A 19298-nucleotide genomic window follows, 5' to 3' on the forward strand; every position below is an offset into this window, starting at 1 on the left:
ACATCTCCGATGCGTTGTCATGTGAAGCGGGCGCTATTCTCGCACAGGTTGCAGGGGCTTGCCGAACCACCCGGCAGGCACCATCGGTCAACATGGCTGGCACTTTGCCATAATCCTAGGCATGCTAGCCGGTTTCAGGTGTCCGGCCTTATAGTGCGCCACCGCGTTGCGCCAGCCAGGTACCGGCACACACCGTGCATGATCCTTCCCTGCCATCGCCAGCCCAATCGCAGGATCAACGCTTGACCAACCTAACTCATCCGTCGTCATTGCGTTCCGCGCCACAAGCGCCCGCCGCTACCCTGCGCGGGTCGATCAAGGGTGCGCTGGCGCTGCTGGCCCTGATCCTGCTGGGCCTGCTGCTGTGGCAGCTGTTCGCCCAGTTCAACCACACCCAGGCCGACCTGCGCAAACAAAGCCTGGACGCCACCGCAGAGTTGGCCGACCACCTGAGCCTGAACATGGCGTTCAAGGCCCAGCAGGCCGTGAACGTGGTACAGCCCTACGTCAATGCGCCGACGCCTGCCGCCCTGCCCAGCCTGCTGGATACCCTGCGCCAACGCCTGCCCGCCCTGCAGAGCATGGCCTGGCTGGACAGCGTCGGGCAGCTGCGCAGTGACAGCCTGCCAGGCAGCCCAGACCGCCAGTTGCTTGACGAGCTGCTCACGCTGAACCAGGGGCGCCCGTACTTCTTTACCAATTCGGTCGACAATCAAACCTTGTACCTGCTGCTGCGCCAGGCCGCCGAACAGGACCGCGGCTACTGGCTGCTGCGCCTGTCACCGGACTACTACCGCGAACTCACCACTCACCTCGATGGCGGCGGCCACCCGCTGTGGCTGCTGGAAAACAGCCGCAGCGGCGAAGTGCTGCAGCAGCACGCCCCAACCGACACGAGCCACGAGCCGTTGCAAAGCGTGATGCTGGCCTTCATCGACAACAGCACCTGGCAACTGCGCGGCCTGTTCGACGCCAAGCTGACCCAGCAAAAATTGCTGCCTGCGCTGATCGGCAAATGCCTGCTGGTGCTGTTCTGCGCCCTGCTGCCCGTGTTGGCGCTGATCAACATGCGCCGCCGCCAGCGCGCGCTGCAGGAAGACCGCCGGCGCTACCAGGAAATCTTCGAAGGCACCGGCGTGGCCCTGTGCGTGCTCGACCTGTCCAGCCTGCCCGGCCAGCTCGACCGCTACCACCTGCGCAACCACGCCGCACTCAAGCACAGCCTGGCACTGGACCCGAACCTGCGCCGCTCGCTGTTGCTGGAGCTGAAGATTACCGAGGTCAACCAGGTAGCGCGCCAGCTGTTGAACATCGAATGCCACGAAGGGGCCTGGCAGCGGCTGATCGATGGCAGTGGCGATGGCCGCGACAGCGTCGGCATGCAACTGATCGACGCGCTGATCGAACAACGCCAGGTGCTGGAGCTTGAAGTGCGCCTGCCGGCTCCGCTGGGTGGTGAGTTGCACCTGTGGCTGATGGCGCGCTTGCCGCAGCAGCGCCGCGACTACCAGGCCGTGATCCTCAGCATCAGCGACATCACCAGCCGTAAACAGGTCGAGCTGTCGTTGCTGGAGCGCGAAAGTTTCTGGTCGGACGTGGTGCGTACCGTGCCCGATCAGCTGTACGTGCAAGACGTAATCAGCCAGCGGATGATTTTCAGCAACCGCCACCTGGGGCAGAGCCTGGGTTACGACCGTACCGAGCTTGCGCAAATGGGCGACCGCTTCTGGGAGCTGCTGCTGCACCCCGAAGATGCCGCGCACTACCAGGCATTGCGCCAGCAACAGCGTGACAACGGCCATGATCAACCGCTGCACTGCCAGCTGCGCTTCCGCCACCGTGATGACGGCTGGCGCTGCTACGACATCCGCGAACAGGTGCTGACCCGTGACGCCGATGGCTTGGTAACGCGCATCATCGGCGTGGGCAAGGACGTGACGGTGCAGATCGAGGCCAGCCAGTCGCTGCGCGACAGCGAACAGCGCTACCGCATGCTCGCCGAAAGCATCAGCGACGTGATCTTCTCCACCGACAGCCTGCTGCAGCTCAACTATGTCAGCCCCTCCGTGCAGAGCGTGCTGGGCTACCAGGCTGACTGGATTTTTGCCAACGGCTGGCAATCGATCATCGCCAACCCGGCCCAGCTCACCGGCATCTACAGCCTGATGGAACGCGTCAGCAACGCCATGGGCGACCCGGCACAACTGGCCCAGCTGCGCAGCCAGCTGCCAACCCAGCTGTTCCTGTTCGACTGCCTGCGCGCCGATGGCCGCAAGATCCCGATCGAGCTGAGACTGGTGCTGGTGTGGGACGATGACCAACGCTTTGAAGGCGTACTTGGCGTGGGCCGCGACATCAGCCAGCAACGCCGCGCCGAAAAAGACCTGCGCATGGCCGCGACGGTATTCGAGCACTCCACGTCGGCGATCCTCATCACCGACCCGGCCGGCTATATCGTCCAGGCCAACGAGGCATTCAGCCGTGTCAGCGGTTATGCCGTCAGCGAAGTGCTCGACCAGCTGCCGGGCATGCTTACCGTCGATGAACAACAGGAAGGCCACCTGCGCTACGTGGTCAAGCAACTGCACCAGCGCGGCAGCTGGGAAGGCGAGGTGTGGCTCAAGCGCCGCGACGGCGACCACTACCCGGCGTGGGTCGGCATTACCGCCGTACTCGATGACGAGGGCGACCTGGCCAGCTACGTATGCTTCTTCACCGACATCAGCGAGCGCAAGGCCAGCGAACAGCGCATCCACCGCCTGGCCTACTACGACGCCCTCACCCACCTGCCCAACCGCACACTGTTCCAGGACCGCCTGTACAACGCCCTGCAGCAGGCCGAGCGGCAGAAGGCCTGGGTGGTGCTGATGTTCCTCGACCTGGACCGTTTCAAGCCGATCAACGACTCCCTCGGCCATGCCGCCGGCGACCGCATGCTCAAGGACATGGCCCTGCGCCTGCTGGCCTGCGTGGATGACGACGACACCGTGGCGCGCATGGGCGGCGACGAGTTCACCCTGCTGCTGCAACCGCGCCCCACCCGCGAGATGGCCCTTAACCGCGCCATCCACGTGGCCGAGAACATCCTCGGCAGCCTGGTGCGCCCGTTCGTGCTGGAAAACCGCGAGTTCTTCGTCACCGCCAGTATCGGCATCGCCCTCAGCCCGCAGGATGGGGGCGAGCTGAGCCAGTTGATGAAAAACGCCGATACCGCCATGTACCACGCCAAGGAACGCGGCAAGAACAACTTCCAGTTCTACCAGGCCGAAATGAACGCCAGCGCCCTGGAACGGCTGGAACTGGAAAGCGACCTGCGCCATGCCATGGAGCAGAACGAGTTCATCCTCTACTACCAGCCGCAGTTCAGCGGCGACGGCAAGCGCCTGACCGGCGCCGAAGCGCTGCTGCGCTGGCGCCATCCAACCCGTGGGCTGGTGCCACCGGGCGACTTCATCCCGGTGATCGAGGAACTGGGCCTGGTGGTGGATGTGGGCGACTGGGTGCTGCGCGAGGCCAGCCGGCAGCTCAAGGCCTGGCACAAGGCCAAAGTGCGAGTACCCAAGGTGTCGGTGAACATTTCCGCGCGGCAGTTCTCCGACGGCCAGTTGGGCACGCGCATTGCCAACATCCTTGAAGAAAGCGGCCTGCCGCCTGCGTGTCTGGAGCTGGAACTGACCGAAAGTATCCTGATGCGCGAAGTGAACGAGGCGCTGCAGATTCTTGCCAGCCTGAAGAACCTCGGCCTGAGCATTGCGGTCGACGACTTCGGCACCGGTTACTCGTCGCTCAACTACCTCAAGCAGTTCCCCATCGACGTACTGAAGATCGACCGCACCTTCGTCGACGGCCTGCCCGAAGGTGAGCAGGATGCGCAAATTGCCCGGGCGATCATCGCCATGGCCCACAGCCTCAACCTGGCGGTCATCGCCGAGGGTGTGGAAACCCACGAACAGCTGGAGTTCCTGCGCGAGCATGGTTGCGACGAAGTACAGGGCTACCTGTTCGGACGGCCGATGCCGGCGCATCAGTTCGAGGCGCAGTTCTCCAACGAGACCCTGTTCATGTTCCATTGAGGGGTGCAAAGCCCCTCAAAAGCGGACTTTCGGGTCAACTACCGCGCCCGCGCAGCCCAGACACGGCGCGGGATGCAACATGAAGCCCATTGGTCCGCGACTTGATGCCACTTCATATGCCAGCCGCGAATCAATCGGTTAGAATGCCCCCCCAAACTACCCCGATCCTTGAGGACCGCCATGTTCAGCCGTGATTTGACCATTGCCAAGTACGACGCCGAGCTCTTCGAAGCCATGCAGCAAGAAGCTCTGCGCCAGGAAGAGCATATCGAGCTGATCGCTTCGGAAAACTACACCAGCCCGGCAGTCATGGAAGCTCAGGGCTCGGTCCTGACCAACAAGTACGCCGAAGGCTACCCAGGCAAGCGCTACTACGGTGGTTGCGAGTACGTCGACGTCGTCGAGCAACTGGCCATCGACCGTGCCAAGGAGCTGTTCGGCGCCGACTACGCCAACGTCCAGCCGCACGCTGGCTCCCAGGCCAACGCTGCCGTCTACCTGGCCCTGCTGTCGGCCGGTGACACCATCCTGGGCATGAGCCTGGCCCACGGTGGCCACCTGACCCACGGTGCTTCCGTCAGCTCTTCGGGCAAGCTGTACAACGCCATCCAGTACGGCATCGACGGCAACGGCCTGATCGACTACGACGAAGTCGAGCGCCTGGCTGTCGAGCACAAGCCGAAGATGATCGTTGCCGGCTTCTCGGCCTACTCGCAGGTTCTGGACTTCGCCCGCTTCCGCGCCATCGCCGACAAGGTCGGTGCCTACCTGTTCGTCGACATGGCCCACGTTGCCGGCCTGGTTGCCGCTGGCGTGTACCCGAACCCTGTTCCATTCGCCGACGTGGTCACCACCACCACTCACAAGACCCTGCGCGGCCCGCGCGGCGGCCTGATCCTGGCCCGCGCCAACGCCGACATCGAGAAGAAGCTGAACTCCGCTGTCTTCCCGGGCGCCCAAGGCGGCCCGCTGGAGCACGTCATCGCGGCGAAGGCCATCTGCTTCAAGGAAGCCCTGCAGCCTGAGTTCAAGGCTTACCAGCAGCAAGTGGTGAAAAACGCCCAAGCCATGGCCAGCGTGTTCATCGAGCGTGGTTTCGACGTGGTGTCCGGTGGCACCCAGAACCACCTGTTCCTGCTGTCGCTGATCAAGCAGGAAATCTCCGGTAAAGACGCTGACGCCGCACTGGGCAAAGCCTTCATCACCGTCAACAAGAACTCGGTACCGAACGACCCACGTTCGCCGTTCGTCACTTCGGGCCTGCGTTTCGGCACCCCAGCCGTTACCACCCGTGGTTTCAAGGAAGCCGAGTGCCGCGAGTTGGCCGGCTGGATCTGCGACATCCTGGCTGACCTGAACAACGAAGCGGTTATCGACGCTGTACGTGAGAAGGTCAAGGCCATCTGCAAGAAGCTGCCGGTTTACGGCAACTGATTGGCGATTGCCTGATGTGAAGAAGCCCGGCCTAGTGCCGGGCTTTTTCGTTTGCGCCGCTGCAATCACGTATTACCCTGTGCCCCCATTCACTCATCGAGCACAGGCCGCACCTTGACCAGGGAACAACTCGAAACCCACCAGATCCCGATCTACTTCGCCGCCGTGCTTGCTGCCGTAGCCTTCGGCTTGATGGCCAGCGACAGCGCCAGCCAGCTGGAAGCCCTGGTCACCCCCGCCATTGCCGTGCTGATGTATGCGATGTTTCTGCAGATCCCTTTCCTCGACCTGCGTCAGGGTTTGGGCAACCGCCGCTTCATCACCGCGCTGCTGCTCGCCAACTTCATCCTCGTGCCGCTACTGGTCTGGGCCATTACCCGTGGGCTGGTGGAACACCCGGCGATCCTCGTCGGCGCCTTGCTGGTGCTGCTTACGCCGTGCATCGACTATGTGGTGGTGTTCACCCACATCGGCAAAGGCGATTCGCGCCTTACCCTGGCCGCCACACCTGTGCTGCTGTTGCTGCAACTGGTGCTACTGCCGGTGTATCTGGCCTGGATGCTGGGAGACAGCAGCAACGTGGCCATCTCCATCATCCCGTTCGTGGACGCCTTTTTAGTGTTGATTGTGCTGCCAATGATCCTGGCCGTGCTCACCAGTGCCGGGGCTCGTCGCTCAAGCGCGGTTTCGGCCTGGAACGACGCCTGGGCGTGGTTGCCCGTACCGGCGATGGCCCTGGTGCTGGTGGTTGTGATCGCCTCGCAGATTGCTGTGGTGCTGCGAGACTTCGACCGTTTGCTACCGGTCATTCCGGTGTACATCGGCTTCATGTTGCTAGCGCCCGTGCTCGGGTTCATTTCGGCGCGGCTGCTGCGCCTGCCCGTCGCCGAAGCACGCTCAGTCACCTTCAGCGCCGCCACGCGAAACTCGCTGGTGGTGCTACCGCTGGCATTGGCATTGCCCGAAGCGATACGCGGGTTGGCGGCTGCGGCGGTGATCACGCAGACACTGGTGGAGTTGATAAGCGAGCTTGTCTATGTAAGAGCGGTGCCACGGGCCATACGCTGACCCGTGGCTAAGGATCGCGCCGGTCACGAGCGCCAAGGGTATGCGGCAAACACCTGCACCTCGACCAGGTACCCCTCGCCCAGGTCTGCGCCGACGCACGCCCGTGGTGGTTTGGGAAAACCCTGCAGCCAGGTGTCGTACACCTCATTGACCAAGTCGAAATGGCGGTAGTCGGCAAGCCACAACTGAACCCTGGTCAGTTGCGCCTTGCCGATATCGGCCTCTGCCATCAGGCCGTCGATCGTGCTCAGCGCCTGACGCAGCTGCCCCTGCACATCTTCCTGCAGGTTGCCCGCCACCACCCCCGCCGTTTCGAACAACCCCCTGTAGCTGACCGCCAGGGACATCCGCTCGCCGGCCCCGAAACGAGTGATCATGAAGCGGCCTCCCCGCCGCCAATCTGGTTGAGGCAGACGACTTTGGGCTGGGTCATGTCTTCATAGGCGAACCGCACCCCTTCGCGCCCAAGGCTCCCATACTTGGAGCCACCAAATGGCATGGCATCGAAGCGGTAGTCGGACGAATCGTTGATCATCACCCCGCCAGCCTCAATACGCCGGGCCAAGCTCAACGCCAGCGACAGGTCGCGGGTAAACACGCCGGCATGCAGGCTGTAATCCGGGGCGTTGGCCTGCGCTACCGCCTGCTCGATGCTCTCGAACGGCGCCAGCATCACCACCGGTGCAAACACCTCTTCACGCCACAGCCTGCTGGCGTGGTCAACGCCCTCCAGCACTGTCGGGGCATAGGCGGCACCCTGACGCTGATGGCCGCAGAGCAGGCGAGCACCACCCTGAAGTGCTTGGTTGACGCGTTCTTCGATCTGCCGTGCAGCGGCTTCGGTGATCATCGGCCCCATGTCGGTTGCGCGCTGCCCCGGGTCGCCCAGTACCATTGCCTGGGTGAGGGCGACGAAGCGCTGGCGAAACGCCTCATAGATCGCGGCGTCCACCAGGATGCGCTGGGTGCCGATACAGTTCTGGCCCGCCGCCCAAAACGCGCCCGACACGCACGACTCGACAGTCGCCTCGAGGTCGCAGTCCTTCAGCACCAGCACCGGCGCATTGCCGCCCAGGTCCATCGCCAGCTTTTTCAGGCCAGCCCCCCGCGCAATCTGTTCGCCGGTAGCGAAGCCTCCGGTAAAGGAGATCATGCGTACTTCACGTATGGCCACCAGGGCCTTGCCCAGCTCGGCGCCCCCCGTGGCTACCGTGACGACGGCCTCCGGCAGCCCTGCATCAACCAGGTACTGCACCAGCTTCACGGCAGAAAGCGGGGCCAGCTCCGAGGGTTTCAGAATGACTGCATTGCCGCCCGCAATGGCTGGCCCCAACTTGTGCGCGACCAGGTTAAGCGGGTCGTTGTACGGGGTAATGGCCAGGATCAACCCCAGCGGCTCGCGGGTGAACCAGCCCTGGCGCGACTCGGAGCCTTCATAGGCATCGAAAGGCAACACCTCACCGGCATTGCGCCGCGCTTCTTCTGCAGACAGCTTGAGCGTATTGATGCAGCGCTTCACCTCCTTCTCGGCCTGACGCAGGGTCTTGCCTGCTTCATCGACGATCAGGCCGGCAAAATCTGCAGCGTCGCGCTCGATGAGGCGGGCAGCCTGCTCCAGAATGCTGGCGCGTCGATGCCGGGGTAGCGCGGCACTTTCGCGCACGCCGCCGCGAGCACGGGCGAGCAGGCTTGGCACCGCGTCGGCGCAAAGGTTGGCAACGCTCCCCACCAGGCTGCCGTCGAAGGGGCTGAACACATCGATCAAGTCGGGTTGGCAATTGGCGACCCGGGACACGGAAGTCAGGCTCATGAACGTTGCTCCTCAGGCCGAACGGCCGGCGGTGTGAATGGCGACGATATCCGACAGCAGGGCAAATGCGGTTTCGACACGCCCTGCACCCGGGCCGGACACGGTCACCGCGCCCAGCAGCTCGGTGTTGAATGCAACCGCATTGATCGCACCGCAAATGCCCGCCAGCGGGTGCTGACCCGGCAACAGGCGGGCCTCGACACGGGCACTTACCGAACCATCGGCTTGCCGGCTGGCGCTGCCAATCAGCTTCCAACGCTGGCCCTGGGCCTGCGCCTGCTCGATAGCCGCGCTGTCGATGGCGCTGATACCACTGCAGGCGACATCACTCACCTGCAGGCAGGCGCCGAGCAACTCATTGGCCAGAATGACCACCTTCAGGCGTACGTCATGGCCTTCCACATCGGCGGTCGGGTCTGCCTCGGCATACCCAAGTGCTTGTGCCTGGGCCACCGCCTCGGCAAAACCAAGCCCCTCCTCCATGCGCGTGAGCACGTAGTTCGAGGTGCCGTTGAGGATGCCCTCGAACCCCACCAGGCCCGCGCCCGCCAAGGTCTGGCGCGCCATGCGCAGCACTGGCGTACCGCTCATCACCGCGCCTTCGTATTCGAACGACACGCCATTGGCCCTGGCCAATGCCTTGAGCGCCTGGGCATGCAAGGCGATCGGCCCCTTGTTGGTGGTGACCACATGCTTGCCCGCTTCCAGCGCCCAGCGGCAGAAGGTTGCCGCTGGCTCACCGTCCGTTGGGTTGGTGAATGTGGCCTCGGCGATAATGTCGGCGCCAGACTGCTTGATCACCGCCTCATTGAAGGCTTCAGCCGAACCTTGAGGGATTTGCGCCAGCGCCCCCTTTTGAGCCGGCAACGCGGCCAGCGTGGCGGCATCCAGGCCATCGCGGTCGATTGCCGAACCCAGGAACAGGTCGGTGACGCCAACGATCTTCAAGCCAAAGCCCAGCTCTTGCTGCCAGCGCGCGTTGCGTTCGGCAATCAGTTGGGCCAGGGCACGGTTCACGCCACCAAAGCCAACGAGTGCAATTTTGTATTCGGTCATGGTTTGCTGTCCTTTCCAGGCGGTTGGTCGATGAGGACAAGCGTAAGAGCCGTGCAATGCCAGTTGAATATGGCAATCCGCTGTATTTATTGGTCAATCTGGCCAGTGCCCCTGCACGCCCGAGCGCCTGCTGGAATGCAAAACGCCGCCAGGGTGCAAGCCCGGGCGGCGTGGGTGTAAGGCGGGTCATCAAACGCAACAGCGCAGCTCAGATCACCGTGGCCAGCACAAACGATGTCACGGTGTTCTCGACCCCGGGCATGGCGGCGATTTCCTTCCACACATGGTGTACCCGCTCCGGGCTTGAGGCCTCGACGCGCAGCAGCAGGTCGAATTCACCGCTGAGCACTTCGCACTGGATCACCTCGGGGATTTGGCGCAGCGCATCAAGCACCGCGTCACCGCGCATGCGGTCATAGCGGTAGACGAATATCACCGCGTTGATCAGCGACGTCGGCCGTCGGCCCTCACCGATGCGCAAGGTATAGCCCTGGATGGCCCCGTCGCGCTCAAGTCGCTCGATGCGCTGGCGTACCGCATTGCGCGACAGGTTTACCTTCAGCCCCAATTCGGCATGGGCAATACGCGCATTGGCGGTGAGCTCGGCAAGAATGCGCTCGTCCAGGAGGTCGAGGATGCGCTTCATCGCCCGGCCTGCAAGCGTGCCAACAACGCATGAACCCCCGCCAGGTCCTCTGGTTTCAGCAGTGGCCCGGCGCCGGCAGTACCTTCGACGTCGGCCGGCACCTCACCGTGCCAGGCCCCCAGCTCCGCCAGCAGCCCGGCAGACTTTTCCGGGGCAAACTGCCCAAGCGTGACGATGGGCGCGCCGATGTTGCGCCGGTGTAAACGCCCGGCGAACACCCCTGTTGCGGCATGCGGGTCTACTGCGCTGCCTGTTTCGTGGAACAGCGTGATGATCTCCTCGCGAATCAACGCGTCGTCCACGGCGTAGGAGTCAAACAGCATGCGTGCATGCAACCACTGGCGGTTGCCGATGCTCAGCTCGCCACAGGCCTCGAAATGCTCCATCAGCGCGCGGGTCGCCCCGCCATCGCGGTCATACAGCTCCCAGACGAAGCGCTCCAGATTGGAGAACAGCGAGAAATCCATGACCGGTGACAACGTCTGACGGGTTGAGCCACGGCTGTAGCGATTGCAGTGAATGAACCGGTGCAAGGCATCGTTGCGGTTGGTGGAGACGATGATCTGGTTGATGGGCAGGCCCATCTTCTGGGCAATGAACCCTGCGTAGATTTCGGCAAAGCTGGCCGTGGGGATGCTGAAGCCCACGGGGCGTGTCCCACCGCCCAGTTGCAGCGCCGCATGGAAATAGAACACGATCTGCGCCAGCACACCGACCCAGTTGGTCGAATTGAAACTCACCGGAATCAGCCCGGGGCATGGCCAGGCACGCAGCAGCGCCGACACCAGCGACTGGCAGTCGTCAAAGCTGCCATCCACGGCCACGCAGCTGACGCTGTCGGACGCGGCACGGCGCATCACCGCTGCCCGGTCAGCGGGTGTGCCTGCATTGGGATACAGCGCCAGCAAGCCCGCTGCCGGGCAATGCTGCAGGGCTTCGATCGCCGCCACCGCCGTATCGCCGTTACTGGCGCCCACCAGCATGACCCGCTCGCAATCGGCCCCCAAAAAGTGCCGGATAAGCCGTGCCTGCAACTGTGCGGCAAAGTCCTTCGAGGAGCGGGTAGGCCCGTGAAACAGCTGCAGGATCCATTCGTTATGGCCCAACTGCTGCAACGGCGCGATGCCACGGTGTTTGAACCCACGATAGCTGTCGCTGACCAGCGCCCTGAGGGTCGGTTCGTCGAGGGTATCGCCCACAAACGGTGCCATCACCCGCCAGGCCAGTTCGTCGAACGGCAACCACGACCAGCTGGCAATCTCCTGCGGGCTGAACACCGGCACCGAGGTGGGCACGTAAAGCCCGCCATCGTCGGCCAGGCCAGAAAGCAACGCTGTGCGGAAATCGACTCGTGTTTCGTTGCCGCGCGTGGATGTGTACTGCATCGGTGCTCCAGACAGGTACTTGAATTAACGGTGCGCCATGGCCACCAGCCAGTGGCTGAACGCCTGGGCGTCCGGGGACAACGCTTCACCCAGGCCGCGTACCAGGTAAAACGACTCGCTCGCCTCGATGCGCGGGGTAAAGGGCGCGACCAGCCGCCCCTCCTGCAGCAAGTCCTCTACCAGCGACGAGCGCGCCAGCGCCACACCCAGCCCCAACTCAGCCATGCGCAAGGTCGACACCAGCGTGTCGAATTGCAGGCCGCTCGAAGAGTCGACCTGATCGGCCCCCACCCGCTCCAGCCAGTAGCCCCAGCCTTCCTCGTAACCCAGCACATGCAGCAACGGGGCACGGGCCAGGTCACGCGGCTCGCGCAGCGGGCAATCGGCGGCCAGCGCGGGCGCGCAGACCGGCACCAGCACGTCGCGGGTCAGGCGTTGCGCCTCCACACCGGCCCACTGCCCGCTGCCCCAGCGGATTTCCAGGTCGTCCTCGGCATCCAGTTCCTTGACCCACAGGTTGCTGATGTAGCGGATGTCCACCTGGGGATGCGAACGCCGAAAATCGGCCAACCGGGGCGCCAGCCAGAAGTGCAGGAACGACAGGCTGCCGCGCACCTTCAAGGGCCGACGCTGGCGCTGCCCGAAGATTTCGTTGGTGCCTACCGCCAGCCGGCTGATCGCGTCCTGCACCACCGGCAGGTAGGACTGCCCTTCTTCGGTCAGCCCCAGCCCACGCGGCAGTCGCTTGAACAGCGCTACCCCCAACTGGCTCTCCAGGTGGCGAATCTGCTGGCTCACCGCCCCCTGGGTGAGGTGCAGCTCTTCTGCTGCATGGGTGAAGTTCAGGTAGCGCGCCGACACTTCGAAGGCTCTGAGCCAGTTCAAGGGGGGCAGGGTTTTCTGGGTCATCGGCGGTTTCTCGTGGCAACGTTCCGGTGGCCTAGTATCACCCTGCTCAGGCGGCCTCGGAACCGGGCGCCACGGTTTCCAGCGGCAACGGACGACGCTGGCGGAATTTGCAGGTCAGCCAGAACGCCAGGTAACACCAGGCGATAAAGGGCAAACCAAAGTACAGCGCCACACGCTGGGCCGGGTCGAAGGCGATACCCACACAGGCCAGCACACAGCAGAAGATGGCTGCCAGCGGCACGAACGGGTAACCACGCACGCGGCACTTGAGGTCTTCGAGCTTGCCGCCATTGGCGATGTAATGACGGCGGAACGCAATCTGGCTGGCGGCGATGCTGATCCACACCACAACCACCGCCAACCCGGAAATGGACACCAGCGCCAGGTAGATGGTATCGGGCGCAAACACGCTGCTCAGCAGTGAAGCCATACCGCCCGCCATGCTCAGCACGATGGCATTGAAGGGCGTGCCGCGACGGGACAGCGAGGCATACCGGCGTGGCATGTTGCCTTGGTCGCTGAGGGTCCAGAGCATGCGCGCGGCTGCGTACAACCCGGAGTTGGCCGCCGACAACAGCGCGGTGATGATGACGAAGTTCATGATGTCCGCCGCGTAGGGGATCCCTATCATTTCAAAGACCATCACGAACGGGCTTTCCACCACACCGGCCTGTTCGCGCGGCAACAAGGTGGCGAGCACGAAGATGGTGCCGACGAAGAACAACGCCAGGCGAAGCACGGTGGTACGGATGGCTTTGGGTACGTTCTTTTCAGGGTCTTGGGTTTCGCCGGCAGCAATGCCGATCAGCTCGGTGCCGGAGAAGGCGAAGGCCACTGCCAGCAAGGTCATGGCAATCGACCAGAACCCCGTGGGGAAGAGCCCTTCGCGGGTAAAATTACCCAGCCCGACACTCTGCGCGTGGGCAACCTCGAAGCCGCCCAGGATGGCGCCGCCACCCACCACCAGGAAAGCGATCACCGCCAGCACCTTGACCAAAGACAACCAGAATTCGGTCTCGGCGAACGAACGTACCGAAATGATGTTGCTGATGAATACCGCAAGCCCGAACAGCGCACTCCATATCCATACCGGCGTGTCCGGGAACCAGCGCACCATGAGAATGCCGGCGGCGGTGAACTCCGAGCCAATGGCTACCGTCCAGGTCAGCCAGTACATCCAGGCCACCATGTAACCGGTGCCTGGGCCGATATAGCGGGTGGCGTAACTGCTGAACGAACCGACTTCCGGCATGTGTACCGCCAGCTCGCCCAGGCACATCATCACCAGGTAAACCATGATCGCGCCGAGCACATAGGCGATGACCGCGCCCAGCGGCCCCGCCTGATTGACGGTGTAGCCCGAGGTCAGGAACAGGCCGGTACCGATAACACCGCCCAGCGCCAGCATGACGATATGGCGGGTTTGCATGTCCTGTTTGAAGCCATGCGCCGAAGCATTTCTCGTTGTCGTTGTTTGCAGGGACATTGTGGGTTTCTCATGAAAGTGGGCGGGCAAGGACGTTACGACGACCTCGTCTTGGCAGAGCGAAGCGAATGGCCTTGCATATTGTTTTTGTTCGACTTCATGAAGTGGCACTCACCGCGAGGGTGAGTGCTACGCGTCAGCCTCAGGCCTGCGCCTGGCCCAGGCCGGCATACGCGTCACCGTGCAACTCCTTTGCTGCGGCCAACTCCTGGCGCACCGATGCACAGGCCTGGGCAAGGTCTGCCAGCAGGTCTTCGGTGTCCTCGATACCCACCGAAACGCGCACCAGCCCTTCGGAAATACCCAGGGCCAGCCGCTCTTCGAGGGTGTTCTCCACATGGCTGGTGGTGCGGGCCGGGCCGTAGATGGTTTCTACCGCGCCAAGGTTGCCGGCACGGTGGGCATACTTGAGCCGTGGCAGCAAACGCGCAACGGTCGGCATACCGCCCTTGAGCACAAAGCTGACGATGGCGCCGAAGCCACGCATCTGCGCCTTGGCAATCGCATGGCCAGGGTGCTGGGGCAAACCGGGGTAGTTGACCGCCTCGACCAAGGGTTCGGTGCTCAGGTACTGCGCCAACACGAGCGCACTGGCCTGCTGCTGGCGCAGGCGCAGAGCCAGGGTCTTGATGCCCCGGATGATCAGGTAGGCCGAAAACGGGTCCAGCGCCGCACCGTTGATCTCGCGGTAGTGGCGTACCTGCGCCATCAACGGCTCCGCACCGCAGACCACACCGCCCAGCACGTCACCGTGACCGGACAGGAACTTGGTGGCGCTGTGCACCACCACATCCACGCCCAGGGCCAGCGGGTTCTGGTTCAGCGGGGTGGCGAAGGTATTGTCGGCCACCACCACAGCGCCCACCTGCCGAGCGGCAGCGCTCAAGCGCCGGATGTCCAGCACCTTCAAGGTGGGGTTGGTGGGGGTTTCGAGGTACAGCAGGTCGCAGCCCGCAGCGATTTCGCGTTCCAGCGCCTCGGTGTCCAGCGTGTCGCACAGGCACACCTGCACGCCCATGCGGGGCAGGAACTCTTCAAAAATCTTGTTGGTACCGCCGTAGCTGTCTCGGGTGGATACCACGCGTTTACCGCTGGAGAGGAAGGTATGCAGCACGGCACTGATGGCCGCCATGCCGCTACTGAATGCCACTGCCGACTCCGACTGCTCCAGTTCACACAGCTTCGATTCCAGGGTGGCGACTGTAGGGTTGCTCATGCGGCTGTAGATGTAGCCCGGCAGTTTGCCTTGAGCCACGTCGTACCAGGCGTCGATGTCGTTGTAGCCGTAGGCGGCACTGACTACGATCGGGGTCTGAGTGGCATTGTACGGGTGCTGCACCTGCTCGCCGCCCCACACCACGCGCGTACCGACACCGGCCGCTGCATTACCCTCGATTTTTTCGTTGTTGTTCATATCCGGTTCCCGCACAGCTGAGTTGTGTACACCGATTCAGGATCGGCCTTCAGCGGACTATAGGGACATGGCGGGAGACTGAAAAACGATGGAATCCGGGTCTGAGTGGCGTTTTTTTTAATGGCTGGGGACCGGGCGCTCGCAGCAGCCGCCCAGCCACCTGCCAGGCTTTACGCCAAATTGCGTTTCAGCTCGGCGATATGCTCCGGGCCGATACCACAGCAGCCACCGATCATGCTGGCGCCCCGTTTACGCCAGTCATTGGCCCAGGCCAGATAGCCCGGCGGGTCAAGGTCTTCGCGCAGCTCATCCAGGCCGTCGTTGGCGGTGGCCTCCTTCGGCTGCGGCGGGAAGGCGTTGGCATAGGCGCCGATCGCGACGTCGGCGTTGCGTTGCTCGATCAACGCGTGCGCCACATCGACCGCAGCGCCAATGACCTCGGGCTGGCTGCAGTTGAACAGCACTGCGGCGGCGCCCAGATCGACCACGGCGGCAATGGCATCTGCCACCGGCTCACCGGAACGCAGACGCGGGACTTCATCAACCTCTTCGTCCTGCAGGGTGAACGACACCCAGAACGGCTTGCCGTCTGCCGGCAAGTGGGCGTGAATGGCCCGCACCTCGGCTACCGAACTCTGGGTTTCTGCCAGCCACAGGTCGACATGTGGCGCCAGGCCCTGCAGCAGCGGCGACAGCACTTCTGCCACGCGTTCGGGCTGGAACAGGTCTGGGCGATAGGAGCCGAAAAGCGGCGGCAGCGACCCCGCCACCCGGACCGGGTGCGGGCCGGCATCTGCCGCGTGGCGCGCGAGTTGGCCTGCGATATTGGCCAGTTGCCGCCCTTCTTTGGCAAAGCGCTCTTCGCCGATGTGGAACGGCACCACCGCATAGCTGTTGCTGGTGATGATTTGCGCACCGGCGGCGATGAACGCTGCGTGCACCCCCACCACCGCCTCGGGCGCTTCGCTCAGCGCCAGTGCCGACCATTCGGGCTGGCGAAACGGCGCCCCACTGCGCTGCAGCTCACGGCCCATGCCGCCGTCAAGAATCACCATCGCTCGCTGTTTCATATAACTACTCTGAAGGTTCTTATGAATTAAATTCATTAGTTCACGGAGGTTTATAACTATTAAATACCCTATCACTCCTTTGCCCAACATATCAGGTATGTACATGCGATTTCCTACCGTGCTCGGTGCAGGCCTCGTGCTGCTCGCCACTGCTTCCCAGGCCTTTGCCGGCGCCACGCTCGAGCGGGTTGAATCGCGCAAGGAGCTGGTCAACGTGCTGATGGAAAGCTACCCGCCGTTTTCCTTCCTCAACGACCAGAACCAGCTGGACGGTTTTGACGTGGACGTCGCCAAGGCCGTGGCAGACAAACTCGGCGTCAAGCTGCGCCTCGAAACCCCCTCCTGGGACGTGATCGCGGCGGGCCGCTGGAGCGGACGCTACGACATCTGCATCTGCTCGATGACCCCGAGCAAGGCACGCAGCGAAGTGTTCGACTTCCCGGTGGAGTACTACGCCTCCCCTGCGGTGATCGTGGTCAATGCCAAGGACGAACGTATCCACACCGCCAAGGACCTGGATGGCCGCAAGGTGGGCCTGACCAGCGCCTCGAGCTACGAAAGCTACCTGAACAAGAACCTGGTCATCGAAGGCGACGAAGACAAGAAAATCGAATACCCCTTCGACTTCGTGCAGATTGCGCCATACGACACCGACAACGTCGCCTTCCAGGACCTGGGCCTGGGCGCCGGTGTACGCCTGGACGCCATTCTCACCAACCTGGTGACCGCGCAACCGCGTCTGGACCAGGACAAGCGCTTCAAGCTGGCCGGCGCCCCGCTGTATGAAGAGCCGAACTCGGTGGCCATCGAAAAGGGCGACGCGGAGTGGGATGCCAAAGTGCGCCAGGTGTTTGCCGAGCTGAAGGCTGATGGCACCCTGGCCAAGCTCTCGCAGAAATGGATTGGCGCCGATATCAGCAAATGAGCACCTTCCCCCCCTCCCCCAAGCCTGTGGTCAAGCCCACGGGCGCCGGCCTGTTCGGCTTTCGCACCCGGTTATTGCTGACCTGGCTGGCATTGTTCGGCCTGTTCGTTGCGTTTTTCCTCAGCTTCGATCTGAAGTTTTCGATCATTCTGGAGAAGTTTCCGAACCTTGCCGGCTTCCGGCTGGGGCCTAACGGCTTTCTGCAAGGCGCAGCGCTGACCCTGTTTCTGTGCCTGTGCTCGATGGTGGTATCGGTGCTGCTCGGCTTTGCCGCTGCACTGGCGCGGTTGTCGAACAGCGCGGTGCTGGTGGGCATCGCCAGCTTCTACACCTCGTTCTTCCGCGGCACCCCACTGCTTATCCAGATTTTGCTGATCTACCTGGGGTTGCCCCAACTTGGCCTGGTACCCGGCGCCATCAGTGCCGGCATCATCGCGCTGTCGCTGAACTATGGCGCCTACCTGAGCGAGATCTTCCGCGCCGGCATCCTGGGCGTAGCGCGGGGCCAACGTGAAGCGGCACTGGCCCTGGGTATGCGCACGCCACAGATCTTCTGGTACATCACCCTGCCCCAGGCCATGCGGGTGATCATTCCGCCTACGGCCAACCAGTTCATCTCGATGCTGAAGGATTCATCGCTGATTTCGGTCATGGGGGTGTGGGAAGTGATGTTCCTTGCGCAATCGTATGGGCGATCGAGCTATCGCTACCTGGAGATGCTGACGACGGCGGCGGTTATCTACTGGGTGCTGTCGATCCTGCTGGAGCTGGTGCAGGCGCGGCTGGAGCGGCATTTTGGCAAGGCCTATCAGCGGTAGCTGACAGGCCCAGCCGCGGGCTAGGCAGTCAGAACCTGGCCCGCAGGGCCAGGTTGAATCTTGTAGTCTTCGCCAACCTCGGTCTGGGTCATCTTGCTCTGACCGCTGTTTCCAATAAGCCTTATCGCCGACCAGTGCGCCGACGATAAGGCCAGCCTTTCATTCACAACGCCTTCATCTCAGCAATATCCCGCGCCACCTGATCGGCTGAATGGTCAAACATCGCCTGCTCCTGCGCATCCAGCGGCAACTCGATCACCCGCGTAAGCCCCGCGTCCGCCATTACACAGGGCACGCCCATGGCAATATCCTTGCGCCCGTATTCCCCTTCCAGAATGGCCACTGCCGGCAAAATGCGGTTTCGCCCATTGGCGATGGCATCCACCATCTGCGCAATGGCCACGCCTGGTGCATCACAGGCGCTGCCCATCTTCTTCAAGCCCAGAATCTCGCCGCCGCCCTTACGCGTGCGCTCCACAATTTGCTCGATCTGCTCATTGGACAGGAAGTGGGAAAGCGGCACCGAGCCGATCTGGCAGTAGCGCATCAGCGGCACCATGCTGTCGCCATGCCCGCCCAGCACCAGCGCCGTGATATCCCGTGCAGAGAACCCGGTTTGCTCAGCGATAAAACACTTCATGCGCGCAGTATCCAGCACCCCCGCCTGCCCGAACACCTTGTCGCGCCCCAGGCCGCTGAGGCTCCAGGCACGATAGGTGAGCACGTCGACCGGGTTGGACACCACCAGCACCGTTGCCGCCGGGGCATGGCGTTTGATGTCCGCCATGATGCCATCCAGTATCGGCAGGTTGATGCTCAGCACATCCTGGCGCGACTGGCCGGGCTTGCGCGGCACGCCTGCGGTGATCACCACCAGCTCGGAGCCGACCAGCATTTCAGCCTTGGCCCCGCCGTACACACGGGTATCGGAGCCGGACTCCACAGCGGCCTGCCACACATCCAGCGCCTTGCCCTGCGCCAGCTCACCCTGCACGTCCATCAACACCAGCTCACGGCACAACTCATCCCTGGCGATGACCTGCGCCGCCGCCTCGCCGACCAGGCCGGCACCTATGATTGAAAGTTTGTTCACCAGACACCTCCCAGCGGCGCGCGCCACCAGGAACACGCCTGCGTATAGAGAGAAGTATTGCCCGCCGGGGCTAAAAGGCCACTCGAATGTGATGCCTGACAACAGAGCGCC

15 protein-coding genes are annotated in these 19298 nt (G+C 63.2%); 5 read left to right on the top strand and 10 right to left on the bottom strand.

All coding sequences use genetic code 11. From position 1 onward, the window contains the following. Positions 1–242: 242 nt before the first annotated feature. The 3 genes from FHW75_RS10370 to FHW75_RS10380 all read left to right on the top strand — a co-directional run bounded on the left by FHW75_RS10370 (position 243) and on the right by FHW75_RS10380 (position 6575). On the top strand, positions 243–4073 hold the full coding sequence (locus FHW75_RS10370) for a bifunctional diguanylate cyclase/phosphodiesterase (protein WP_027615764.1): 3831 nt from the start codon (positions 243–245) through the stop codon (positions 4071–4073). A 180-nt stretch (positions 4074–4253) separates the two neighbouring features. Then, positions 4254–5507, top strand: a complete 1254-nt coding sequence (gene glyA, locus FHW75_RS10375; RefSeq protein ID WP_016713363.1) for a serine hydroxymethyltransferase — start codon at positions 4254–4256, stop codon at positions 5505–5507. 114 nt (positions 5508–5621) lie between these two features. After that, complete coding sequence (locus tag FHW75_RS10380; RefSeq protein ID WP_183673578.1) at positions 5622–6575, top strand: arsenic resistance protein; 954 nt, start codon at positions 5622–5624, stop codon at positions 6573–6575. Positions 6576–6598: 23 nt separating this feature from the next. Here FHW75_RS10380 and FHW75_RS10385 read toward each other — a convergent pair whose 3' ends face one another. From FHW75_RS10385 to FHW75_RS10425, 9 genes are all read right to left on the bottom strand, one after another. Beyond that, on the bottom strand, positions 6599–6952 hold the full coding sequence (locus tag FHW75_RS10385) for a RidA family protein (protein ID WP_016713365.1): 354 nt from the start codon (positions 6950–6952) through the stop codon (positions 6599–6601). Beyond that, positions 6949–8385, bottom strand: coding sequence for an aldehyde dehydrogenase family protein (locus FHW75_RS10390; protein WP_183673580.1), 1437 nt, complete (start codon positions 8383–8385; stop codon positions 6949–6951). The genes FHW75_RS10385 and FHW75_RS10390 overlap by 4 nt, the downstream gene beginning before the upstream one ends. A gap of 12 nt (positions 8386–8397) precedes the next feature. Further along, entirely contained in the window at positions 8398–9441 is a 1044-nt protein-coding gene (locus tag FHW75_RS10395; protein WP_027615766.1) for a homoserine dehydrogenase, read from the bottom strand. Between the two features lie 208 nt (positions 9442–9649). Beyond that, positions 9650–10087, bottom strand: coding sequence for an Lrp/AsnC family transcriptional regulator (locus FHW75_RS10400; RefSeq protein WP_183673582.1), 438 nt, complete (start codon positions 10085–10087; stop codon positions 9650–9652). Continuing rightward, a complete protein-coding gene (locus FHW75_RS10405) occupies positions 10084–11472 on the bottom strand; it encodes a threonine synthase (protein WP_016713369.1) in 1389 nt (462 codons plus the stop codon). The genes FHW75_RS10400 and FHW75_RS10405 overlap by 4 nt, the downstream gene beginning before the upstream one ends. Positions 11473–11496: 24 nt before the next feature. Beyond that, entirely contained in the window at positions 11497–12381 is an 885-nt protein-coding gene (locus FHW75_RS10410; RefSeq protein ID WP_016713370.1) for a LysR substrate-binding domain-containing protein, read from the bottom strand. A gap of 46 nt (positions 12382–12427) precedes the next feature. Then, positions 12428–13867 carry an amino acid permease gene (locus FHW75_RS10415; protein WP_026020391.1) on the bottom strand — a complete coding sequence of 480 codons (1440 nt, stop codon included), beginning with the start codon at positions 13865–13867 and terminating at the stop codon, positions 12428–12430. Positions 13868–14009: 142 nt separating this feature from the next. Then, positions 14010–15281 carry a cystathionine gamma-synthase family protein gene (locus tag FHW75_RS10420; RefSeq protein WP_016713372.1) on the bottom strand — a complete coding sequence of 424 codons (1272 nt, stop codon included), beginning with the start codon at positions 15279–15281 and terminating at the stop codon, positions 14010–14012. A gap of 170 nt (positions 15282–15451) precedes the next feature. Next, positions 15452–16336, bottom strand: a complete 885-nt coding sequence (locus tag FHW75_RS10425) for a homocysteine S-methyltransferase family protein (protein ID WP_182362581.1) — start codon at positions 16334–16336, stop codon at positions 15452–15454. A 118-nt stretch (positions 16337–16454) separates the two neighbouring features. On the opposite strand from FHW75_RS10425, the gene FHW75_RS10430 reads away from it, so the two are divergent. Continuing rightward, the gene (locus tag FHW75_RS10430) at positions 16455–17276 is read left to right on the top strand and encodes an ABC transporter substrate-binding protein (RefSeq protein ID WP_183673584.1); all 822 of its coding nucleotides are present in this window, start codon (positions 16455–16457) and stop codon (positions 17274–17276) included. Further along, complete coding sequence (locus tag FHW75_RS10435) at positions 17273–18094, top strand: amino acid ABC transporter permease (RefSeq protein ID WP_025754705.1); 822 nt, start codon at positions 17273–17275, stop codon at positions 18092–18094. The genes FHW75_RS10430 and FHW75_RS10435 overlap by 4 nt, the downstream gene beginning before the upstream one ends. 163 nt (positions 18095–18257) lie before the next feature. Here the strand turns inward: FHW75_RS10435 and FHW75_RS10440 are convergent, their stop codons facing one another. After that, a complete protein-coding gene (locus FHW75_RS10440) occupies positions 18258–19187 on the bottom strand; it encodes a malate dehydrogenase (RefSeq protein WP_183673586.1) in 930 nt (309 codons plus the stop codon). Between the last annotated feature and the right edge of the window lie 111 nt (positions 19188–19298).

The sequence above is a fragment of the Pseudomonas sp. OG7 genome (assembly GCF_014192825.1).
Lineage (GTDB): Bacteria > Pseudomonadota > Gammaproteobacteria > Pseudomonadales > Pseudomonadaceae > Aquipseudomonas > Aquipseudomonas monteilii.